The organism is Ancylothrix sp. D3o (genome assembly GCF_025370775.1).
In the GTDB taxonomy this organism is placed as follows: domain Bacteria; phylum Cyanobacteriota; class Cyanobacteriia; order Cyanobacteriales; family Oscillatoriaceae; genus Ancylothrix.
This window is the reverse complement of sequence record NZ_JAMXEX010000002.1, coordinates 569,112-590,714: the sequence shown is the minus strand read 5'-3', so window position 1 is coordinate 590,714 and position 21,603 is coordinate 569,112. Positions and strand designations below refer to the sequence as shown.

Sequence of the window (21,603 nt, the reverse complement as noted above, 5' to 3'; positions counted from 1 at the left end):
TCATGGTTTAGGAGGGTTTTTTAAACTTTTTTGTGGATAGCGTTAATGAGAATCAAATTTTTGGAGTTTTTGAGCCGTGAAAATTTTCCCGTTTTTCAAAAATATTTCGCCTCTTCAAGCGATGTTGCTGGCCGGTTTCTTGCTGGCGGTCATTTTCTGGCTTGATTGGACTATCAAAAATTATCTTTCTCTATCGATTTTTTATTTGGTTCCCATTTCTATAGTTACTTGGTTTGCCGGCCGGTTTTATGGTTTTTTTATGTCCGTTGTCAGTTCGGTTTTATGGTGGGCTGCGAATTTATCAGATTATCCCATTCCTGTCAATGCGGGGATTTATTGCTGGAATACAGCGGTAAGATTAAGCTTTTTTTTATTAACAACTTATTTGCTTTCAGAATTGCAGAACTCTCTGCGGCGAGAAAAGCAACTTGCTCGTACTGATTTTCTCACGGGGGTTGCTAATACCCGCTTCTTTTTTGAATTTGCGGACATTGAAATTAAGCGGGCGCAACGTTACCGTTATTGCTTAACTATTGCTTATTTGGATGTGGATAATTTTAAAAAAATCAATGATCAATTCGGTCATAAAACCGGAGATGAGCTTTTAAAATTGTTGTCTAAAACTATTAAATCAAAAATTCGCTCAACGGATTTGCTCGCTCGGATGGGTGGTGATGAATTTGCAATTTTGATGCCGGAGACAGCTTACGAACAGGCTCAAGTTGTTTTAGATAGAGTTCAAAAATGTTTGCAGGAAGCAATGCAAGAGCATCAATGGCAGGTTACATTTAGTATTGGGGCGGTGACGTTTATTAAAGCGCCAAATTCTGTAGAAGATTTGATTGAAAGAGCGGACAACCTGATGTATTACGTCAAGCATAACGGCAAAAATTTGGTTAAGCATGAACGCTTTGAAAACGAGCAGACTTAGGAATAAAAAACTCGTCCAGACTTGGAAGTTCTATCTGTAGATAGGGGAAGATGAAGCCATTTATTATTCCCGTTGAGGGGTTTTTTAAAATAGCAATAGTTGTAAGCTGAACTCTTACGAAATCTTGAGATATTTTCTCTAGGACACCGTGGGAGATGGGATTTATGAAACTGAAAAACTCCAATTTATTCAGGCTGAGTGCTGTAATTTTAGTCACCGGCAGCAGTTTTTTTTACGGGATGCCGGCATTCTCTCAAACTACAACTAGCCCGAGTAATTCCACACAGGATACCGGCAACGGCGCTACACCCAGCGGCACTACTATTATGCCCAGCGGGAGTCCGGTTCCTGGCCCTAGTGCAGTTCCGAATGGCAATACGGGTTCGGGTACTTTTGTTAACCCGCCTAATTCAACGACTCCTACTGACACCATGATCGCACCGAGTGGAACGCCGGTTCCTGGCCCTAGTGCGGTTCCCAATGGCACCAATAACACGACGGTAACGCCGAATGGCACTGAGGGTGCTGCACCGAGTTCGTTTCCAAATGGCACAACTTCCCCTGGGACGCCTAACCCTGCCGGTACGACAACAACAGAACCAGGCTCGACCACAACTACTCCCAATAATGTCAACATTACCCCGGAAGGTACGATTATAATTCCTTAATTTTGGGTGAGTTTTGCCTGTAGTTTGCAGCTTCGCCTATAGGAAAGACACCGCTTTTAACCCCCCTTTTTCAGGGGGGGATAAGTGGATGCTGATTTAAGGGGGAAAACCCAAAGAAAAGATTTTCCGAATCTCCTTTAAAATAAAGGAGAATCTAAAATCTACAATTCTATGATTATTTTGGTGATGGGAGTTTCGGGAGCGGGAAAATCAACAATTGGGAACTTATTGGCAAAATCTTTAGGCTGGGAGTTTAGCGATGCAGATGATTTTCACCCACCGGCCAACATCGAAAAAATGAGCCTAGGAATTCCGCTTTTAGATGCAGATCGTTTGCCTTGGATTGAGAAAATGCAAACGGCGATTGATGGCTGGCTAAAAGAAGATAAAAATGTTGTTTTAGCTTGTTCAGCGTTAAAAGATTCCTACCGAAAATTGTTGCAGCCAGATGCAGAAAAAATAAAGTTAGTTTATTTGAAAGGTTCGTTTGATTTAATAAACCAACGCCTCACGCATCGGCAAAATCATTATATGAAAAGTAATTTATTGTTCAGTCAGTTTGAGACTCTTGAGGAACCGCAAGAGGGGCTGTGTGTAGATGCCGGTGAACCGCCGGAAGTTATTGTGGCTGAAATCAAGAAAAGTTTGGGAATTTAGAGAATTTTTTTGCCGAGTTTAAAAGGGGAAAAAGCCACCAAAGAAGGGCTATTTAACCATAAAAATTACAACTCATCTTCGTCGGGGAAGTCGCCGATGCTTTCGAGACAGGGAAAAGAAGATATTTCTTCAGAGTAGCTGTCTGTGCTGAGGTCGCCGATAGTTTCCATACAGCTAAAACTGTTAATTTCTTCCTCATAATTGTCTATCCAAGATTTTGCCATTTCTAAGGCTTCTTCTTCGCTTTTGGCGTTGCGGACGGGGATGTAGTGATGTCCACCGCCATCCCACACTTCTACATAAAAAGTTTGTTGAGTTTGGAGAATCCAATTTTTGTAGGTTTCTGCTGGTTTCATACCCTTAAAAAAATGCTAATTAATGGATGAAATACGCTGAGAATGCCGAGGTTTTGTTTGTAAAGGTCGCTGAATTAGGATAAAGTTTGAGGGTGGATAAGTTGATATCCTGCTGCTTTTATTTTGCTATTGGCAACTCGTGCATTATAAGACCGAAGCGACTCAACAGAAGCATCCCAGGAAACGTTGGGTAAGCCGTGACGCTGTGATAAGCCATCCAAAAGTTCTTGACTGGTTAGGTAAGCATCATTAACTAAATTGTAAATGCCGTTGAGCCGGTTTTTTCTGGCATATTCGATTGCCCCGACAATATCATCTAAGTGTATCCAGTTGGTGATGTCTTTTCCTGTCCCCGGACGGGTTTTTCCAAAGGCGGAACTAAATATTTTTTCTATTTCTCTTCCGGGGCCATAAATTCCTCCGAGTCGGAGAATACAAACTGCTAAATTTTCTGATCCAGCTTCGATTAATGCTTGTTCAGTTTGGGCTAAAATTTGGCCGTTTTCATTGCCGGTTTTAAGGGGTGTTTCTTCATCTACCCACTGGCCGTTATGGTTGCCATAAACTGAATAGCTGCTGGTGTATATAATCTGTTTTAGGGTTTTGACTTTTTGCGCGGCTAAAACTAAGTTCTGGGCGGTTTCAAGATATGTTTGGCGGTAGGAATTTAGGCTACGGGCACCGACACTTAAAACTACCACTTCTTGATTTTCTAGTGCCGAAACTATGGCATCAAAATCACTGCCTTTGACCAGTTTTACCTGGGGGGAAATTTGCTGTAAAGAGGTAATTTTTTCGGGCGTTGTAGTTGTGAGGGTTAGGTTGTGACCAGTATTTTGCCAGAGTTTTGCTAGTGCAGTTCCGACATATCCACAGCCAAGGATGGTAATGTTCATCGACATTGTGGTGAAAGTGGCGAATGGGTCTGAGGTTAATTTGGCTAAATTATAAGCTTGAGAGAAATTTTAACTTTTGTTGATTACTGCTGTGACGCTTTGCCGATGAGTTATTCCCCATGACCCCATTTGCTTAGAATGGAATATCATCAAAAGGTGGCTCGTCATCGGGGTTGATGATTTCAGGATCGCCGGTGAGTTCTGGTGGTTCTTTTTGCCGGTCTATCCAGCGCTTTGCTTGGGATATGGCATCGCGTTCGGATATGGCGTGTGGGACTAAAACGCGATGGTTGCCTTTTCCGTCCCAGATGTCAACGCAGTAAACTTGCTGGGCTTTAATAATCCAGCCGTTGTAAACTTCTGGTGAACTCATAACCTCGTCTCCACAATCTGCCGACAATCCCTTTATCCTCACCCTAGCATGATTAGCTTCGGCTTTGGTGTGTTTTGTGGGCAAGTTCTGTAGTATTTTTTGGTAACAAGCAATTATAAGGATTTTGGCAATGAAGCAGCTTTTCACTTTGGTAAAGCATCGGCTGCCTTATCATATTCGGTTGATTTTGTCAATCGTTGTTTTAGTGGTAGCGACTCAGTTGATAGGACTACCGGCTTTGGCAACAGGCGTTTATGAAATTCCTAGTCTGGCGGCGGGTGATCCGACTTGGGTAATTGATAAGGATGAGATTATTAGCCGCATTAACGAAGGAAGTATTAGCACTAAACTGGATAAGCTGGCAAAAGAAACAGGCTTTGAGGTGCGATTTGTAACGGTGCGACGGTTTGATTATGGCGAAACGGCTGAGACGTTTGCTGATAAGCTTTTTGATAAATGGTTTCCGACAGGCGAAGCGAAAGCTAATCAAGTTTTGTTGGTGTTAGATACAACAAAAAATACTTCGGCAATTCGCACGGGTGATGATTTGAAGTCTATTTTGTCTGATGAAATTGCCGAAAGTGTGGCACAGGAAACTTTAATGGTGCCTTTGCGCGAAGGCGATAAATATAATCAGGCTTTTCTGGATGCTGCTGATCGGTTGGTAGCGGTGTTGTCGGGAGAAGCTGATCCGGGGGCGCGCGTGGTTGCTGATACTTTAAATGTGGAACGCACGTTTAAAAAGGCCGAAGAAACTGATCAGGGTAACTCGACAATTGTTGTGGTGGTGTTGTTAATTGCGGCAACGGTTATCCCAATGGTGACGTATTTCTGGTATCAAGGTTTTTCGTAATTTGTTATTAGTCATTGGTCATTGGTCATTGGTTATTTGTTTTGTCCTTTGACTAATGACTAATGACTATGGACAAAGGACGAATGACAAATTAATCTTGAATATAATCCTGGCCGTTGATTAAACAAATTTCGGCGCGGACAAATTCTCTACCGAGATAGGCGGCGTGATCGAGCATGGTTACAGGGCTTGGTTTGGTTTCTTCCAAGAGTTTAACGCAGAGTTCTTTAGCAGTTCTGCCGGTGAAAACTTCGCTATGGGTGCGTTCAACTTTGCCGCGTGCGGGGATAACTTGGCCGGTTTCGGGATCGACAGCTAAACCTTTTTCATTGATGGTGTTGCTGAAATGTTTGGCACAAATTAAACCGGCTTCTTTATCGAGATAAATAAGAAAATAGCCGCCTGGATCTAATTCTAAAGGGCGTTTAGAAAGTTGCTGGTCTATGGCAGTAATGTTGTCTGCTGAAGTCATGGTAAATTTTCCTATCTGGGTAGGGTGGGCTATGCCCACCAAAAAAAACCGGTAGGCAGAGCATGGTTCTACTAAGCCGGCACTTCTATTTTTGTGGTTCCTGCCAACTCAAAAGCTTCGTGGATGACTTGTAAAGCTTTGACGCCGCTTTGTTCATCGACTACACAACTAATTTTAATTTCTGATGTAGCAATCATTTGGATATTGATTTTTTCTTTTGCTAAAGCATCAAACATCTGTGCTGCTACCCCCGGATGATTGATCATGCCTGAACCCACGACACTGACTTTAGCAATAGCGGTGTCAACAACCACCTCAGCGCAACCTAACTCGGCGGCGAGAGGTTCTAAGATTTTGCGGGCGTCTTCAGCATCGGTGCGGGCGACGGTAAAAGCGATATCGCGGGTGGGTAGTCCGTTGATAATGTGGCAGCGCTGGGATTGAATAATCATATCGACGCTAATATTTTTTTGCGCTAAGAGGACAAAAATCTTAGCGGCCATGCCCGGACGGTCGGGGATGTGGCGAATGGCTAAACGCGCTTGTTTCATGTCGAGGGCGACGCCACGCACTGGGGGAGAGGGCGGGGAGGCGATCAAGGGCGGGGAGGGGGGCTGTGAGCCTACGATGGGAGAGGTGCTGAGGTCAAAGCTTTTGCAGAGGGCGCTGATGGCTTGGTCGATTCGTTCAGCTTCAACGACGCAGCTAACTTTGACTTCTGAGGTAGAAATCATTAGGATATTGACTTCTGCATCGGCGAGGGCTTGGAACATTTGGGCGGCGACGCCGGGACGTCCGATCATGCCGGCACCAGCGATGCTGACTTTGGCGATGTTGCGTTCGACTAAAACTTCGGCTTCTTCGGCTGCGCTGGGCTGGGAACGAAGGGTTGGGGCGATGGCTGAGGCGACGGCTTCGGCTGAGTTGAGGGTGTTTTTGGTAACGGTAAAGGCGATGTCGTTGGTGTTGAGTTCGTGGATGGATTGGATAATCAGGTCTACGTCTAGGTTACACCGGCCTATTTCGCCAAATAAACGGGCGGCTATACCGGGCCGGTCGGGGACGCGGAGGAGGGATACTTTGGCTTGGTCGGTGTCAAATTCGATGGCATCGACGGGGTAAACAAGTTCTAAGCCTTCGACGGGACGGCCAACGCGGGGGGGTGAAGTGACGAGGGTGCCTTTGTCTTCTGTCCAGCTTGAGAGGACGACGAGGGGGACGGCGTAGTTACGGGCGATTTCAACGGCGCGGGGGTGGAGGACTTTTGCCCCAAGGCTGGCGAGTTCGAGCATTTCATCACAGGTGATTTCGGCCATTAATTGGGCGTTGGGGACGAGGCGGGGGTCTGTGGTGAAGATGCCGGGGACGTCGGTGTAGATTTCGCAGCGATTGGCTCGCAGGGCGGCTGCGAGGGCGACGGCGGAGGTGTCGGAACCGCCGCGTCCGAGGGTGGTGATTTCGAGGTCGGTGGTGTTGCTGATGCCTTGGAAGCCGGCGACTACGACGACTTTGCCTTGTTCGATTTGGCGTTCAATGCGTTCTGTCTGGATGTTGAGGATGCGGGCGCGGGTGTGTTCGGCTTCGGTGACGATGCCTACTTGGGCGCCGGTGAGGGAGATGGCGGGCTGGCCGAGTTCTTGGAGGGCCATGCTGAGGAGGGCAATGGAGATTTGCTCGCCGGTAGACAGCAGCATATCCATTTCTCGCCGGCTTGGGTTTGGGGAGATTTCTTGAGCGAGTTTTACGAGGCCGTCGGTTGTTTTGCCCATTGCTGAAACAACTACGACTAATTGGTTGCCGGCTTTTGCTGTTTTGATGACTCTTTGGGCTACTGCTTGAATTCGCTCGACTGTGCCGACTGAGCTTCCACCGTATTTTTGAACGATTAAGGCCATAGTGATTGGGGATTAGGAATTGGCGATTGGCGAGGGGGGGTTGGGGGTTGGGGATGCCGGTTGACCACTGCTCTGTCCCCATTTTGCATAAGCTTGTATTCTTACCACATTTTAGGTTTTTTGTGTAGGGTTATTTTGTTTTTATTTACAATCATTTTTGAAAAAACCCGGTTTCTGGGTTTCGTGTAGAAACCGGGTTTCTGGGTTTAGGGGGCTGCGGGTTCGCTTGGTGGGGGAGCGGCTGGGGTGGCTGGTTGGCTGTTTTCGGGTGCGGGTGCGGGTGCGGGTGCGGGGGTTTGGCTGACGCTTGGGGGCAGCCAGGTAGGCATTTGGAGGTCGGCGGCTGTGCCCGTTGTTGGGGCCGGTTGGCTGCTGGCCGGTTGTTCGGGTGCGGGGGTGGTTGGGGTTTCGGTGGGTTGGGGGGGTGCGGGGGTTTCTGTTGGGGTTGGTTGGTTTTGTTGTTCAGATGGGGGTGGGGTGGTTTCGGTGGGTTGGGGTGTGCTTGGTTGTTCGGGTTGGGTTGCCGGTGGGGTTAAAGGTGCCGGTTGTTGGGGTTGGGTTGCCGGTGGTGTTAAAGGTGCCGGTTGTTGGGGTTGGGTTGTCGGTGGGGTTAAAGGTGCCGGTTGAGTTGGTTGGTTTGCCGGTGGTGTTAAAGGTGCCGGTGGTGTTAAAGGTGCCGGTTGAGTTGGTTGGGTTGCCGGTGGTGTTAAAGGTGCCGGTTGTTGGGGTTGGGTTGTTGGTTGTTGGGGTTGAAGTTGGGTTGCTGGTTGTTGGGGTGTGGGTGGGGTGTTGTTGCCAAAGATGACTGGCTGATTGTAAAAGGTGTCTTTGCCGGTGGCTGGATAGGTTTGCTGTCTGGCGGCTTTGAGGGCGGCTTCGTCGATGGCGGGATCTCCAGAGGAGGCGGTTAGTTTGGCATCGGTGACTTCGCCGTTGCTGTTTGTGGTGACAGCTACGACGGCATAGCGGGGTTCTTCGGGTGAGGCGGCTGATTTAGGTGGCTCAACGTTGATGGTGGGGGCGTTGGCGCCGTAGGTGATTTCGGGGTTTTGCTGTTTGGCTTGCTCGAATTGGTTGAAGCCGGCTTGCAAGGCGATGATTCCCACGTCTCTGCGTACTTGGGTGGGATCGATGTTGGTGTTTTGGGCTTGTCTTTGCTGGTTAAGCAAAGCCTGCATTTTCTTTTGATTTTCTTGGATGCGAGTAGCTAACTGGGTGCGGTTGCCTGCGGGGCTGTTTTGGAGGTTGGATGGGGGTGTTTTGGGGCTGCCTATGTCGGTTGGCACTGTGGTGTCAAGAAAGGGGTTTTTGGTGGGATCGGCTGGGGTGAGGTTGGGGAGGAAGTTGGGGTTGTTGAGGCTTGGATAACCGAGGGCTGTTGCGGGGGGTGGGGGTGGCAATTGATCCCAACTGCCGGTTTGGGGAACGTTGGGAAAGCTGGAATTGTAAGAGGATGTTGAGGGGAAGTTGGAGGGGAAGCTTGATGCAAAGTTGGATGGGAAGCTTGAGTTGGGGAGGGGTGGGTTAATTAAGGTTGGGTTTGGTTGAATGCTGAGGTTGGGAAAGCTGAGGGCGGGGAGGGGGCCGGTGGTTGAGCTTGGTATTGGGGGGAGGGGCGGGATGTCGGGGATCGGGGGTAAGGGCTGCGATAAGCTGGGGGGTATTTCGCCGGCTAGGGGTGGCAAGCTGGGCGGTAAGGGGATGGAGGGGAGTTTGAAGTTGGAGGAGAGGGGCGAGAGAGGGGCGAGGCTGTAGGGGTTTTGGCCGGTGGCAAGGAGTTTTTGTTCTTCGGGGGTTAGCTGGACAACTTGTACTTTGCTGAAGCCTTCGTTTTGGTTGTTGTTGCCAAAGGAGAACACCGGCAAAGTGATTCCGAGCACGCCGTGCAGACCAACGGAGGCGGCAATTGCGATGGTGGTGGGTTGCAGGATAGCGCTGCGAACTGAGTTGAGGATGGGGAGGGTGCTCGTCATAATTTGTATAAGTGGTGGTTTTTGGAAGCGTGGGTGTCAATAAAGGGGTTTTATATCTGAACTATTCTTAGGCGATGGGAAAATCAGGGAATTTCTGAAAAATTTTAAATCTATGTTTGGGTTTATTGCGAGTTTTAATTTTGGTTTTGACGGTTTGCGTCTGGGGTAGGGTCAACTATGGGGGGGATTGCTTCTACATTATTATTTATGTGGAAGCTTTGTTTTGTTGACTGGGTTGGTTTGGTTGATGTTGCTTTGACTGTTATGAGTGTTAAAGGTTATCGGTTTGGGTTTTGAATGTCAATAGGTCTAAGGGATAGATTTGCCGGCCTTGGGAGATATTTTTACACAGTTCTGCCAGGTTTTTTTCGCGGAGGGGCATTTGGTTGATTTCTTCGAGGGTAAACCAGCCGGCGCCAAGGGAGTGTTCGTCTGCATAGGTTTTTGGTGGGGTGTTGTCTTGGGGATGGGCACTCAAAAAAACTCGCAGGCGGGTCATGTTTTGGTTGGGGAGGGTTGTGTGTTCTATTTGAAGGATGCCGTCAAGGGTGATGGGGATGCCGGCTTCTTCTTGGGTTTCGCGTTTTGCTGCTTCTAATATGTTTTCGCCAAATTCTACGTTTCCCCCCGGAAAGTACCAATGTTGTTGATACCGCAATTCTTGAATGAGTAAAAATTTGTTGTCTTTTTGAACGATAACAAAGGCATAATAGGATGTCGGTGTGGCTTCACGAGGCATAGGTTAAAAATGGTGTTTCCAATTGTTATTTTACCAGGTTTTTTTGCGGGTGCTTCTGAATACCGCGAAATGCAAGATTGTTTGATTGATTTGGGGTTTCCGACTGTGACTGTACCGTTAACCCGGCGTGATTGGTGGCCGACTGTGGGGGGCCGGTCTTTGGTGCCGGTTTTGCGGAAACTTGATGCAACGGTTAAGGGGGTTTTGCAAGAGTCTGGAAGTGAAAAAGTTAATTTAATTGGTCATTCGGCTGGGGGTTGGATTTCGCGGATTTATATGGGAGAAAAGCCTTATGTTATTCATGGGGATGTTTTGGAAGATGCGGGGTTATGGGGGGCTTTTTCTTGTGTGGCTAGTTTGGTGACTTTGGGTACTCCTCATTTTAGCAAGTATGAGCGCTGGACTCGGAAAAATTTGGATTTTGTTAATGATAATTATCCGGGGGCTTTTTATCAGAGTGTTCGCTATATTTGTGTTGCTGGTAAGGGGATGTTTGGGGCGCGTCGTCCGGGGGCTTTGTTGGCTTACAATAGTTATTCTTTGACGGTGGGTGTGGGAAATTGTTGGGGGGATGGTATTACTCCTATTGAGGCTGCTCATTTGGAGGGGGCGGAAAATTTAATTTTGGATGGGGTTTTGCATTCTCCTCGACGGGTTGGTTTGTGGTATGGTTCGGCTTCTGTTATTCCTTTGTGGGCGAAGTTTTTGCAGTAATTTTTACTTTTTTTGGGGGGGTGTTTTGAGGATTTTGTCTTTTTGCATTTCCCCGATTAGTGTGTCTGCTACTATACCGGCACCATGTGGGGTAAAATGTACTCCGTCAGCGGTTTTGATGTAGCCTTTTCTGCCGGTTTTGTTGGGGAGTATGGGGGCAAATTTTCCCTTGACTGAGAGAATTTCCCAAGTTGAGATAAATTCGATTTTGGGGTAATTTTGGCTGACTTGTTTATAAATTTGATTGAAGATGGGGAAAAAGGTGTTGTAACGAGTTCTGCTGGTGATTGGTTGGCCGATCCAATAAACTTTTCTGACAGAGGAGGCGCTGATTAATTTGGCGTATTTGTCTACTCTTTGCTGGTAGGCTTTTTTCCAAGGTTCTGTGAGTGCTGTTCTGTATTTTCCGCTAAAGTCTCTGATGTCTTGGTCGTCGTTTCCTCCAAACATTACTACTAATACATCTGGTTTATAAGTTTTGAGGAGTTTGCTGGTGCGATCATACCAGTTATAGAAGTCAATTCGATTTAGGCCGGTGGATATTTTATAATCTAATTTGATGCTTTTGATGTTATATTTGGCGATTAAGTTGTTTTGAGTAGCTATGGCTACTTCATAGATAATTGAGTCTCCTACAAATAAAAATCTTCTGTAGGGTTTTTGTGGTTTTGTTGTTTTGGGCGTGTTTGTTGGTTTTTTGGAGGGGGTGGTTTCGACTTTTTCAATGGGGGTTTCTGGTAAGGGTTCTTCTTCTGGTTCAGAGTTCAATTCTTTGATGTTGTTCCAGAATTGTTGTTCTTGGTTTCTGAATCCTTCAATTTTGATGTTTTCTGCGGTTTGTTTGATTTCTTCGTTGGCTAAGTTTTGGGAAACTAAGCTTTTGAGAAACCAAGGAAAATCTACCCAAATTAAGGTCAGAATAACTGCACAAGTGATGAGTAAAAATTTGCCGTCTTTTAACATGATTAAAAATTGAAATAAATAAATGGTGGAACGGTACTCGGCCCCAATTTGAGAATAGTATAGGTGCAAAGCGATATTATGGCAATCTGAATGATGATATGGCTGCGGTTCAAGGTTTGTTTAAAGAGATGGCTAAATTTATCGCCATAAAAGTTTAGGGCTAAAATTAAGGCTAAACAGGCGTAGAGTTGCCAATAGTTAAACTGAATAGTTTTGATGGGAGAGGTAAAGATACCGCTGATAAATAGGCCAGCAGTTTCTAAGCTTACGGCGTTAAAAAATATCCAGGTAAATGTAATGAATAGGAATGTTATTAACCAATTAATTAGAGGGGCAATTTTGGCGAAAATTTCAGACTTGAAAGGAAGTTTTTTAGCGGTTTCTTTCCAGAGATGATTGACAATTAAGCCGATTCCGTGTAAGCTTCCCCAAATAATAAATGTCCAACCGGCCCCATGCCAAAATCCTCCGATTAACATGGTTAAAAATAAGTTGAATAGTTGACGAGTTTTGCCTTTGCGGTTTCCACCTAAAGGGATATATAAATAATCTCGTAACCATTCGGATAAACTAATGTGCCACCGGCGCCAAAATTCTTGGAGGCTACGCGATTGATAAGGCATATTAAAGTTAGGAACTGGTTTAAATCCAAGTAAGCAAGAGATGCCATTTGATAAGTCGGAATAGCCGCTAAAGTCAGTATAAATTAAGCCGGTATAAGCAAAACTAGCAAGTATTAAATCTAGGCTTGAGTATTGTTGAGGTGTTCTGAAGGGAAGTTGAGTAAAGTTAAATAAAAAGCTGGAAAGGGTGTATTTTTTGAATAAGCCTGATAATATTAAAACAATCACGTCGGCGATTTCATAGTTATATTTTGTTGGCTTGTTAAGTTGTCGGTAAAATTCAAGGGGTCTAGCTATGGGCCCGGAGGCAATTTGAGGAAAATAGCTGATATAAATGCTATAATCTATGAGGTTTGGGCAGAGAATTTTATAGTGGTAGCAGTCTAGGAATTGAGCAATGATTCTAAAGGTATAAAATGAAATGCCAACGGGAGCAATAATTTGAATTATTGGAAAGCTTGTTTGCAGATTAAGAGAATTGAGAAAGGCAAATAAGGAATCAGCAAAGAAGTTGAAGTATTTAAAGACTCCGAGATAAAAAAGGTTGAGTGTGATCGTGAGAATTAAAATCAATTTTCTGTGAGTTTGCTTAACAGAGAGCAGTTTGAGTAAGCTGTAGTTGATGAGCATATCTGTAATGAGAAGTGCCAAAAACCAACTACTCCAGAAAGAATAAAAGATGAGGCTAACTACCAGCAAGAAAAGTTTATAGGTAAAAACTTTGCTTTTGAAGAAAATAGCACAGGAAAAAACTAAGATAAAAAAGATTAAAAATTGGTAAGTGGGAAATAACATGATGCCAGAATTAGCTAAAATACGCTTTTTTTCAAGGAAGTGAGGTTTTAAAGAAAGCCGGTTTGTTTAAGAAAGCGGGTTTCTATTAGCAAAAGAATAAAGCAAGTTTAGCACAGGCTTTTACATTTAAGGCGGTGGAAAGAGAAAATGCCGATTGCGAAATATTGACAATGTTCTATACTATAGCAAGATAAAAACGTCTGTTGCTGAAACCGTAAGCGGCAAATCCTATGAGTATAATTACAGTCAAGGTTAAACCCAATTCTAAAAAACAAGCAATTCAAGAAGAAGCGGATGGCAGTTTAACTGTGTATTTGAAATCGCCGCCGGTGGATGGGAAAGCGAATCAAGAATTAATTGAGGTTTTGGCAGAAAAGTTTGAGTTACGCAAATCTCAAATTACTATCAAAGCCGGTTTGTCTTCTCGAAACAAACTTATTGAGGTAGAGGATTAAAAATCTATGGAAATGCCACAAACTAATATCAGCTTAAGTGCGGTGTTATTGGCCGGTGGGAAAAGTTCACGGATGGGTCAAGATAAGGCTTTGCTGGCTCCAAAAGGCATCGCTATGATTCGCCATTGTTTTGATATTGCGGCGGCTGTTTGTGAGAGTGTTTATGTGGTTACGCCTTGGCCGGAACGCTACCAAGAAATTTTACCCAAAGAGTGCCAGTTTGTGCGAGAGGAACCGCTTTTTGGCTCGACAGAAACTCATGGGCCTTTGGTTGGTCTTTTGCAAGGTTTAGATGTGGTGGAAAGTAAGTATGAGTGGGTGTTGGTGTTGGCTTGTGATTTGCCTAATTTGCGTTTAGATGTGTTTGAAGGTTGGTTAAATTATCTGGTAAATTCTCCTGAAGAAATGATGGCTTTTTTGCCAAAAGATGAGAGAGGATGGCAACCGCTTTGTGGTTTTTACCGGCGCCGGTGTACGGTTTTAATGGAGGAGTATATTAAAAAAGGGGGCCGGTCTTTTCAAGGATGGTTGCAAACGGTGCCGGTGCAAGAATTGCCTTTAGCTGACCGGCAGATATTATTTAATTGCAACACAGCGGCAGATTTGCAGCAAGTCGCTACAGATAATAGTCCTTCTTTTGGCTGAGGTGGGGAAAAAGTTTTTCAAACTAAAGGGGGATGGCAAGCAAACAGACAAAGATTTAAGCTGTGTTTAAGTTGAATGATTCTAGGCGGTGAAAAAAAACACCAGGAGAGTCTAATGAGCCTTGAACAAAGAGCCGCTGCGGTGGCAAAAAATATAGAAGGAAAAATTCAAGAAGCTGCGAGCGAAATAACTGGCGACCCTAAAGATAAAATTGAAGGTCAAGTCAAACAAGAACAAGCAGCCGCTATGCACGCAAAAGAAGATATGAAAGATAGCGCTAAAGAGATGATTGACCGCGCTTAAGTTTTCAACAACACAAATCCTGCCAATTTTTCCAGCAAGTGATACATTTGCTGGATTTTATTTATGGGGGGGAAGGAGGCTGATCTAAAATAATCCCCTCATGGTTTGGGTTTGGGGGGGTTGTGATGGATTTAGGCCGGCGTAAACGATAGATTTTTTTGGGGTTGGGGTTGCTGGTGGGTAGACGTTCCGAGGGAACATCTCTACCCAGTGGACAGTTGGGGAACCGCAACAGGATGGGGAGAAAATGCAAACCCCATTCGTCAGGTGTGGGTGAGAACCGGCTAGACAGTTGGGAAACTATACCGTATTCTCTTAAAAATTAAAGAGACTGTAGCGACAATAAAAACATAGCAGAGGAACCGCTCTCGTTATTACTACAGTCAATTATTTAAGATAAAGAGGTAAATGGCATGAAAACTAATCTTGGGGTTAAAGTTGTTGCTTTTGCTACCGCAGCACTTTCGACACTGGCTGCTTTTAGCCCTATCAATGCTCAGGTTTTATTTGGTAAGAAAGAAGTTGAGCAAAATAAATTTATTGTCGTGGCGCAACCGCTGCCAAATAATCTTTATAAGTTGCTGGTTTTTGAGCAAGTTTCAACGCAAAGAGCTTGCTGGAGTGAAAGTGGTGCTCAACCGGCTACTGTTGAACCGCTTTTGCTGAATTTTGATTTCACCGGCATTTGTGGCCGCAGTGTAGATAGTAATGGCTATTCTATTCGCATGGCGGATCAAGATTTAGGCTGGCAGTACACTTTGCGTTTAGTTCCAGAAGGAAATGATGTGCTTTTGGTGGGTGTTCCGGCTAAAGATCCGAATGGCCCTACGGTAACAATTGGTCGCACTTTTGGGGTTTCTAATACTTTTTCAAAGGTGGTTCTTAATCCTGGTTGGCGGCTAACAAAACGTACTTATCAAGATAAAACTTTAGGTCACGTTTATTTTACCAGCGATACTGTTTTGGGTGGCGTTCCTGGTGGTAATACTGGGGGAAATACGGGCGGCAATACGGGTGGAAATACGGGCGGAACGTTGTTTGCAGATATCCGAAATGATGTGTATGCCTCGGAGATTGATCAAGCGGTTACAGCGGGGTTTGTAGCTGGGTTTAAAGATAATACTTTCCGTCCCCAAGAAACGCTGACTCGTGAGCAATTGGTTTCGATGGTGGTGGAGTCTTTGGCTAAGATACCGAATGTAAATGTTAGTTTCCCCACAGTAGTTTCTGCTCGTCCTTATCCAGATGTGGAAACAAGCCGGTGGAGTGCTGCAAAAATTCAATGGGCGCGGGATAATAATATTATTAGCGGCTATGGGGATGGCACATTTCGTCCGAGCCAAACGGTAACGCGGGCGGAAATGATTGCGGTGTTGCGTCGTGCAGCAGAAAAGGGTAAAACAATGCGCGGGTTGCCGGCTACTTTGACGCCTAAACAACAAGCAAAAGTTTTCAATGATACGACAGGACATTGGGCTGCGGATACGATTTCTCGGATGTCTGGTTATTGCAATGTGGCTTCTGCTTTTAATGAAACGGGTAGTGCTTTTTATCCGAATACGGAGACTCGCAGAAATTATGCGGCGGCGGCTACTTTGCGGATGCTTAATTGTGTGAAAACTGATAAGTAATATCTCAGCGATTTGAGGTTGAAGGTTTTTAAAACCCGGTCTTTTAAAGATACCGGGTTTTTTTGATTTTAAATTTTGTATTAGGCTGGAATAAGTGAATCGCCAATAGCTACAGAACCGCTGTTAATAACTGTGGCTAAAACGCCGGTTTGGGCGTGGCCAAATTTTTTTGGTAATAGGGAAAAGAGGGGAATATCGCGGATGCCGGTTTCGGGGTTGACTTCAATATTTACACACCGGCCAATACGAGCAGTAACGGATATTGTTGCTGTTCCTAATTGAAATTGTTGCCCGATCCAGTTAAATTCTTCCCAAGCAGAAACGCCTTGAATTACAAAATTAGGACGAAACCGGCGGACATCGGCGGGATGATTTGTAGCTTGGCTAATGGTGTCTAAAGTTGCTTGGCTGACTAGGGAAATATGCACTGGTTCGCGGTCGGGGTAGCGGCTTTCTCCGTTGGTATTTCCTACTAAATAGAGGGGAGCTTTTTGGGGATGCCTTGCGGTGTCGGTGGGGGTTAAGGATGCTAAATAGCCGGTGAAAAATGCGCTGATTAAATTTCGTCCGGCTTGGGTAAAAGTTTCGCTTTTGAGAAGTAAAACACCGTTATGTTTGACCGTTAAATTGCCTGTTTGGTGGTCATAATAACACTCTAAAGCGGCAAGTCCAGGCCAGTCATTTTGCATGGCAAAGTTGCCTTTAGACATCCAAGGTATTATTTCTGGGGGCTGAGTTCCGTCTTCTGCATACATCAAGGCAAAAGCGCGATCTCCTGTGATCCCATGTTGGATTTTCAAGATAACTTTTTCGGTGGGATGGGGAGTTAAACCCTTGATGGGATAGGTAAAAATTTGTTGGACGGTTGCTGAGGTCATTTTTATGTAATATTTTGGGAGAGATTTTTTATTGTATCATCAGACATATTTTTAAAATGATTTACTTTGGAAAGGTTAAGTTTTTATGTATAATTAAAGGGTTGGGAAAGTTGGAGTTAGCTTGGGCCGGTGGAAAGAGCTTTTTAGAATAAAAATTTGGCAAAAGAAAGAGAAAGCTGGCAAAACCCTATCAAACAAAGGTAAACCGATAACATAAAGTAAATTTGGTTGCCCCTTGCAGGAAGTAACCTAGGAGAAAATTAGAGAGCGATGCTGTTAAAAGAGGGTAATTGCAAGTAAAATGAGTTGGTATGGGATAGGGAATTTGTTTATAAACTAAGTTTTAAGTTGCCAAAGCCATTAAAAGCCAATTAACAAGCAAAAAATTATAACCCATGAAGCCGGATCAAGAGACTGCATCGAAAGGGAATATTTTAGCCGTTGACGATACTCCCTTAAATTTATATCTTTTAACAGAGATTTTATCGCTGCACGGCTATCACGTCGAAGTAGCAGGGAACGGCAAAAAGGCTTTAGAGTCTGTGCGGTTGAATCCCCCAGACTTGATTTTGCTCGATGTTTTAATGCCTGATATGGATGGCTATGAAATTTGCGAATATCTAAAAGCAGGCGAGGAAACCCGCCATATACCTGTGATTTTTTTAAGTGCAAAAAATGAGGCTATTGATAAAGTTAAGGCTTTTAATAGTGGGGCGAATGATTATATTACAAAACCCTATCAAAGTGCGGAAGTTTTAGCGCGAATAGAAAATCAATTAAGCATCGGTCGCCTTTCTAAAAAGTTGCAAGAGCAAAATGCACAACTTCTACTAGAAATTGAGAAGCGACAGCAACTTGAAACAATGTTACAGAGGCAATTTTATTGTAGTGAGTTTATTCGATATTTGACTGATAAGATTCGCTCGGAAATTGACTCAAAAAAAATCTTTGAAACGGCTGCAAAACAAATTGGGCAAGCGTTAGGGGTGAACCGCTGTGTAATTTATACTTACAGCCCCAAACCTTTTGGAGAATTGCGAGTAGCGAGTGAATATTTAACGAAGGGTTATGAGTCTTTAAGAAATTTAAATATTTCTCCCAGTGCGAATGCTTATGCGAATAAATTGTTATTAATTGATAAAGCCAGAGCAACAGAAAATGTCAAAAGCGACTTGCTTTTATCAAACTATCAGCCGATAGTCCGCAAATATAAAATTAAATCGATGTTGGCAGTTCGCACTTCGTATCAAGAGCAACCAAATGGCGTTATCAGCTTGCAACAATGCGATAGTTTGAGAAAGTGGACAGACGAAGAAATAGAACTTATAGAAGCGATTGCTCAACAGTTGGGAATTGCCATTGCTCAGGCAAATTTGCTGGAACAAGAAAAAGAAGCACGCAACAAATTAGACCGGCAAAATTTGCAACTCCAGCAAGAAATTAAGGAACGCCAACAACTTGCCGCCGAACTGCTGAATAGCCAAAAACGTTTAAGCACCATCATTGCTACAAATGCAGACAGTTTAATTGTCGTAGATGCGGCTGGAGTGGTGAGATTTGTCAATGCGGCGGGTGAAGTTTTATTTGGTAAAAGTTCTATAGAATTGCTGGGTAAAAATTTGGGTTTACCGATTTTGGTTAACGAAGCAATTGAAGTAGAAATACAGCATCCAGAGCGGGGAATGATTGCGGCAGAAATGCGCGTGGTAGAGATTGGTTGGGAAGGTGTCAATGCTTATTTAGCTTCTTTAAGAGATATTACAGAACGCAAACGAGTAGATCGAGAAATGCGTTTATTATTAACAACAACACAAGCGATTGGACGAGCCGGCAGTGTCAAGGATGCTTTGGCGGTTATTTTACGCTTAATTGGCGGGGCAATTGGTTGGGATGTGGGGGAGGCTTGGGTGCCGGCGGCGGATGGTAAAGTTTTAGAATATAGTTCGGGATGGTATGGGGATGGAAGTGATTTTGAGGTGTTTTCTGAACAAAGCGAAGGGGGGAAACTGGCGGCGAATGAAGCGTTAGCAAATCGGATTTGGTTATCGCAACAATCTGAATGGATACAAGATTTTTCTAAAAGCGAAGTTTCGGTCTTTTTACAAAGCAAAATTGCTGACGATATTTCGTTAAAAACTGGCTTTGGGGTGCCAATTATTGCGAATGAGCAAGTGGTGGCAGTTTTGGTGTTTTTCCAAGCTGTAAAAAGTCTGCCAGACTCGCGTTTATTGGAGTTGGTAAATGCGGTGGCGGCGCAATTGGGTTCGCTGATCCATCGCAAACAAGCAGAAGCGGCACTAAAAGAAAGTCAACAACGCTTGCAGCTTGCTTTAGAAGGCAGTGCGTTAGGATTGTGGGATTGGAATATCCAAACCGGCAAAACTTTTTTTGATGTTCAGTGGAAAAAAATGCTGGGCTATGAACCCGAAGAAATTGAAGATCATATAGACGCATTGTGGAGGTTAATTCATGCGGAAGATTTACCAAAAGTCAAAGAAATTTTAGAGGATTATTTTGATGGCAAAAGCTCTACCTATGAAGCTGAATATCGGATGCAAACTAAGCTGGGTTTGTGGAAGTGGATTTTAAATCGGGGTAAAGTTTTTGATCGAGATTCGCAGGGAGTTGCTTTGCGGATGGCTGGCACCCATCAAGATATTACAGAACGCAAACAAGCAGAGCGAGTATTGCGAGAAAGTGCGGAGCGAGAAAGGGCGCTAACTTTAGTGATTCAACGGATGCGCCAAACGCTAGATATTGAAATTATTTTCAGCGCGACTTCCAATGAATTGCGGCGAGTTTTAAATTGTGATCGGGTGCTTGTTTATCGCTTTAATGAAGATTGGAGCGGGCGAATTGTTGCTGAGTCTGTGGCGAATGACTGGGTTTCTTTGCTCAATATAAAACAAAATGATGAGGCTCTTTCTGAAACCCCTATTGCTGGGGATGATTGTGGGGTAATTTTTTTACAAAGTTCGGGCTTTTCTCTGACGGATAGTTATTTGCAACAAACAAAAGGCGGTGCTTATAATCCTTCGAGTTATTTGGTCGTAAGTGATATCTATCAAGCTAATTTTCAATCGTGTTATATTCAGATTTTGGAGCAGTTGCAAGCGCGCTCTTATATTACCGTGCCGATTTTTTGCGGTGATAAACTTTGGGGTTTGTTAGCAAGTTATCAAAATTCTGGTGCTCGCAATTGGAGCGAAACAGAAATTAATATTGCTGTTCAAATTGGTGCTCAGTTAGGTGTGGCTTTGCAGCAAGCAGAGTTGCTGGCACAAACCCAACTTCAAAAAGCGGCTTTGCAACAAGCTGTTTGCGCTGCGGATGCTGCTAATCAGGCAAAAAGTGAATTTTTGGCTAATATGAGCCACGAGCTAAGAACGCCGCTTAATGCGATTTTGGGATTCACGCAGGTGATGAGCCGCGATGCTTCTCTCAACCGGCAACAACAGGAAAATTTAGGGATTATTAATCGGGCCGGTGAGCACTTGCTGGAGTTAATTAACGATATTTTGGAAATGTCGAAAATTGAAGCCGGTCAACTTTCGCTAAACAAGGAAGATTTGGATTTAATTAATCTTGTTGATACCTTGGAAAAAATGCTGGCTTTAAAAGCCCAATCTAAAGGTTTAGAGTTGAGTTTTGAAATAGGCGCTGAAGTTCCTCGTTATGTGCGAACGGATGGGGGAAAACTGCGCCAAATTTTGATAAATATTTTGGGAAATGCTCTTAAGTTTACCCAAAAGGGTCGAGTTATTTTGCGGTTAAAAGCAGTTCTCCCTTCGCTGATTTTTGAAATAGAAGACACCGGCCCAGGTATTGCTCCAGAAGAAATGAATTTGCTTTTTGAGGCATTTGGGCAAACTGAAAGCGGCAGAAAATCACAACAAGGTACTGGTTTAGGTTTGTCAATTAGCCAAAAATTTGTGCAATTGATGGGCGGTGCGATCCAGGTCAAAAGTAAGCTAGGAGAGGGAAGTTTATTTAGTTTTGATATCCCCTTTGAACCGGCCCAAGCCAGGGACATTACAACAAAAAAACCGATGCGTCAAGTTTTAAGTTTAGTTCCCAATCAACCGGAATATAAAATTTTAGTTGTGGATGATCAGCCTGAAAGTAGGCTGGTTTTAAGTAAACTTTTAACTTCAATTGGTTTTGTTGTGAAAGAGGCTGAAAATGGCGCTGAAGCTGTCAAAATTTGGTTGAGTTGGCAGCCGCATTTGATCTTTATGGATATGCGAATGCCGATCATGGATGGTTATGAGGCAACTAAACAAATTAAAGCTTATTCTGAATCAGAACAACCCGTTATTATTGCGCTGACTGCTAGTGCTTTTGAAGAAGATCGGCAAGTGGTTTTGGGGGCCGGTTGTGATGATTTTATTTGCAAGCCTTTTCGTCAAGAAGCTGTGCTAGAAAAAATCAGCCAATATTTGCAAGCTGATTATGTTTTTGCTGAGGAAAAGCCATCGGATAAAGATGTCAATTTTCAAAAGACTGTCAGTGATGCTGATTTAAAATCTCAGTTATTGGAAATGCCGGCAGATTGGCTGAAAAAGTTATACATTCATGCTTGTCAATGCAGCGATGATGCAATTTTTTACCTAATTAAACAAATTCCAGCCGATAAGTTAGATTTGGCAAATTTTCTCACGGCGTTAGCGAATGATTTTGAGTTTCAAAAAATTATGGATTTCGTGGGGGATTTGGGATAGTTAAGGGTTCTATTGACAGGTTAGGGATGAATTTACGCGGTAGTGAAGGGTTTAAGGGGTAG

At 44.1% G+C, this 21,603-nt stretch carries 20 protein-coding genes; 10 read left to right on the top strand and 10 right to left on the bottom strand.

Translation table 11 applies throughout. The features are described 5' to 3' along the window. Window positions 1-76: 76 nt before the first annotated feature. From NG798_RS06840 to NG798_RS06830, 3 genes are all read left to right on the top strand, one after another. Entirely contained in the window at window positions 77-931 is an 855-nt protein-coding gene (locus NG798_RS06840) for a GGDEF domain-containing protein (protein WP_261221340.1), read from the top strand. A 164-nt stretch (window positions 932-1,095) separates the two neighbouring features. Further along, on the top strand, window positions 1,096-1,599 hold the full coding sequence (locus NG798_RS06835) for a hypothetical protein (protein WP_261221338.1): 504 nt from the start codon (window positions 1,096-1,098) through the stop codon (window positions 1,597-1,599). A 171-nt stretch (window positions 1,600-1,770) separates the two neighbouring features. Further along, the gene (locus tag NG798_RS06830) at window positions 1,771-2,256 is read left to right on the top strand and encodes a gluconokinase (RefSeq protein ID WP_261221336.1); all 486 of its coding nucleotides are present in this window, start codon (window positions 1,771-1,773) and stop codon (window positions 2,254-2,256) included. A gap of 65 nt (window positions 2,257-2,321) precedes the next feature. Here NG798_RS06830 and NG798_RS06825 read toward each other — a convergent pair whose 3' ends face one another. From NG798_RS06825 to NG798_RS06815, 3 genes are all read right to left on the bottom strand, one after another. Next, a complete protein-coding gene (locus tag NG798_RS06825; RefSeq protein ID WP_261221334.1) occupies window positions 2,322-2,612 on the bottom strand; it encodes a hypothetical protein in 291 nt (96 codons plus the stop codon). A gap of 74 nt (window positions 2,613-2,686) precedes the next feature. Continuing rightward, the gene (locus NG798_RS06820) at window positions 2,687-3,508 is read right to left on the bottom strand and encodes an SDR family oxidoreductase (protein WP_261221332.1); all 822 of its coding nucleotides are present in this window, start codon (window positions 3,506-3,508) and stop codon (window positions 2,687-2,689) included. Between the two features lie 133 nt (window positions 3,509-3,641). Further along, the gene (locus NG798_RS06815) at window positions 3,642-3,881 is read right to left on the bottom strand and encodes a hypothetical protein (protein ID WP_261221330.1); all 240 of its coding nucleotides are present in this window, start codon (window positions 3,879-3,881) and stop codon (window positions 3,642-3,644) included. Between the two features lie 130 nt (window positions 3,882-4,011). Between NG798_RS06815 and psb32 the strand changes: the two genes are divergently transcribed. After that, window positions 4,012-4,734: a photosystem II repair protein Psb32 gene (gene psb32 / locus NG798_RS06810; RefSeq protein ID WP_261221329.1), complete on the top strand. Its 723-nt coding sequence runs from the start codon at window positions 4,012-4,014 to the stop codon at window positions 4,732-4,734. Window positions 4,735-4,825: 91 nt separating this feature from the next. Here the strand turns inward: psb32 and NG798_RS06805 are convergent, their stop codons facing one another. The 4 genes from NG798_RS06805 to NG798_RS06790 all read right to left on the bottom strand — a co-directional run bounded on the left by NG798_RS06805 (window position 4,826) and on the right by NG798_RS06790 (window position 9,813). Then, window positions 4,826-5,206 (bottom strand): DUF4346 domain-containing protein, encoded by a 381-nt coding sequence (locus NG798_RS06805; RefSeq protein ID WP_261221327.1) that lies wholly within the window; start codon window positions 5,204-5,206, stop codon window positions 4,826-4,828. A 71-nt stretch (window positions 5,207-5,277) separates the two neighbouring features. Next, entirely contained in the window at window positions 5,278-7,101 is a 1,824-nt protein-coding gene (locus NG798_RS06800; RefSeq protein ID WP_261221325.1) for an aspartate kinase, read from the bottom strand. 206 nt (window positions 7,102-7,307) lie between these two features. After that, window positions 7,308-9,074: a cell envelope integrity protein TolA gene (locus NG798_RS06795; protein WP_261221323.1), complete on the bottom strand. Its 1,767-nt coding sequence runs from the start codon at window positions 9,072-9,074 to the stop codon at window positions 7,308-7,310. 271 nt (window positions 9,075-9,345) lie between these two features. Further along, window positions 9,346-9,813: an NUDIX hydrolase gene (locus tag NG798_RS06790; protein WP_261221321.1), complete on the bottom strand. Its 468-nt coding sequence runs from the start codon at window positions 9,811-9,813 to the stop codon at window positions 9,346-9,348. A gap of 9 nt (window positions 9,814-9,822) precedes the next feature. Between NG798_RS06790 and NG798_RS06785 the strand changes: the two genes are divergently transcribed. After that, window positions 9,823-10,527, top strand: a complete 705-nt coding sequence (locus tag NG798_RS06785) for a triacylglycerol lipase (RefSeq protein ID WP_261221320.1) — start codon at window positions 9,823-9,825, stop codon at window positions 10,525-10,527. A 3-nt stretch (window positions 10,528-10,530) separates the two neighbouring features. Here the strand turns inward: NG798_RS06785 and NG798_RS06780 are convergent, their stop codons facing one another. Next, the gene (locus NG798_RS06780; RefSeq protein ID WP_261221318.1) at window positions 10,531-11,490 is read right to left on the bottom strand and encodes a DUF459 domain-containing protein; all 960 of its coding nucleotides are present in this window, start codon (window positions 11,488-11,490) and stop codon (window positions 10,531-10,533) included. A gap of 2 nt (window positions 11,491-11,492) precedes the next feature. Continuing rightward, window positions 11,493-12,764, bottom strand: a complete 1,272-nt coding sequence (locus NG798_RS06775; RefSeq protein ID WP_261221315.1) for an MBOAT family protein — start codon at window positions 12,762-12,764, stop codon at window positions 11,493-11,495. 374 nt (window positions 12,765-13,138) lie between these two features. Here NG798_RS06775 and NG798_RS06770 point away from each other — a divergent pair, with 374 nt between their 5' ends. The 4 genes from NG798_RS06770 (at window position 13,139) to NG798_RS06755 (ending at window position 15,942) form a co-directional block, all read left to right on the top strand. Continuing rightward, on the top strand, window positions 13,139-13,363 hold the full coding sequence (locus NG798_RS06770) for a DUF167 domain-containing protein (protein ID WP_261221313.1): 225 nt from the start codon (window positions 13,139-13,141) through the stop codon (window positions 13,361-13,363). A gap of 12 nt (window positions 13,364-13,375) precedes the next feature. Further along, window positions 13,376-14,008 (top strand): molybdenum cofactor guanylyltransferase, encoded by a 633-nt coding sequence (locus NG798_RS06765; RefSeq protein ID WP_261221312.1) that lies wholly within the window; start codon window positions 13,376-13,378, stop codon window positions 14,006-14,008. Window positions 14,009-14,122: 114 nt separating this feature from the next. Continuing rightward, a complete protein-coding gene (locus tag NG798_RS06760) occupies window positions 14,123-14,311 on the top strand; it encodes a CsbD family protein (RefSeq protein ID WP_261221310.1) in 189 nt (62 codons plus the stop codon). Window positions 14,312-14,724: 413 nt separating this feature from the next. Continuing rightward, window positions 14,725-15,942: a DUF3747 domain-containing protein gene (locus NG798_RS06755; protein ID WP_261221308.1), complete on the top strand. Its 1,218-nt coding sequence runs from the start codon at window positions 14,725-14,727 to the stop codon at window positions 15,940-15,942. Window positions 15,943-16,022: 80 nt separating this feature from the next. Here NG798_RS06755 and NG798_RS06750 read toward each other — a convergent pair whose 3' ends face one another. After that, window positions 16,023-16,820, bottom strand: coding sequence for an MOSC domain-containing protein (locus tag NG798_RS06750; protein WP_261221307.1), 798 nt, complete (start codon window positions 16,818-16,820; stop codon window positions 16,023-16,025). A gap of 395 nt (window positions 16,821-17,215) precedes the next feature. Between NG798_RS06750 and NG798_RS06745 the strand changes: the two genes are divergently transcribed. Next, entirely contained in the window at window positions 17,216-21,541 is a 4,326-nt protein-coding gene (locus tag NG798_RS06745) for a response regulator (RefSeq protein ID WP_261221306.1), read from the top strand. The last annotated feature ends 62 nt before the right edge of the window (window positions 21,542-21,603 follow it).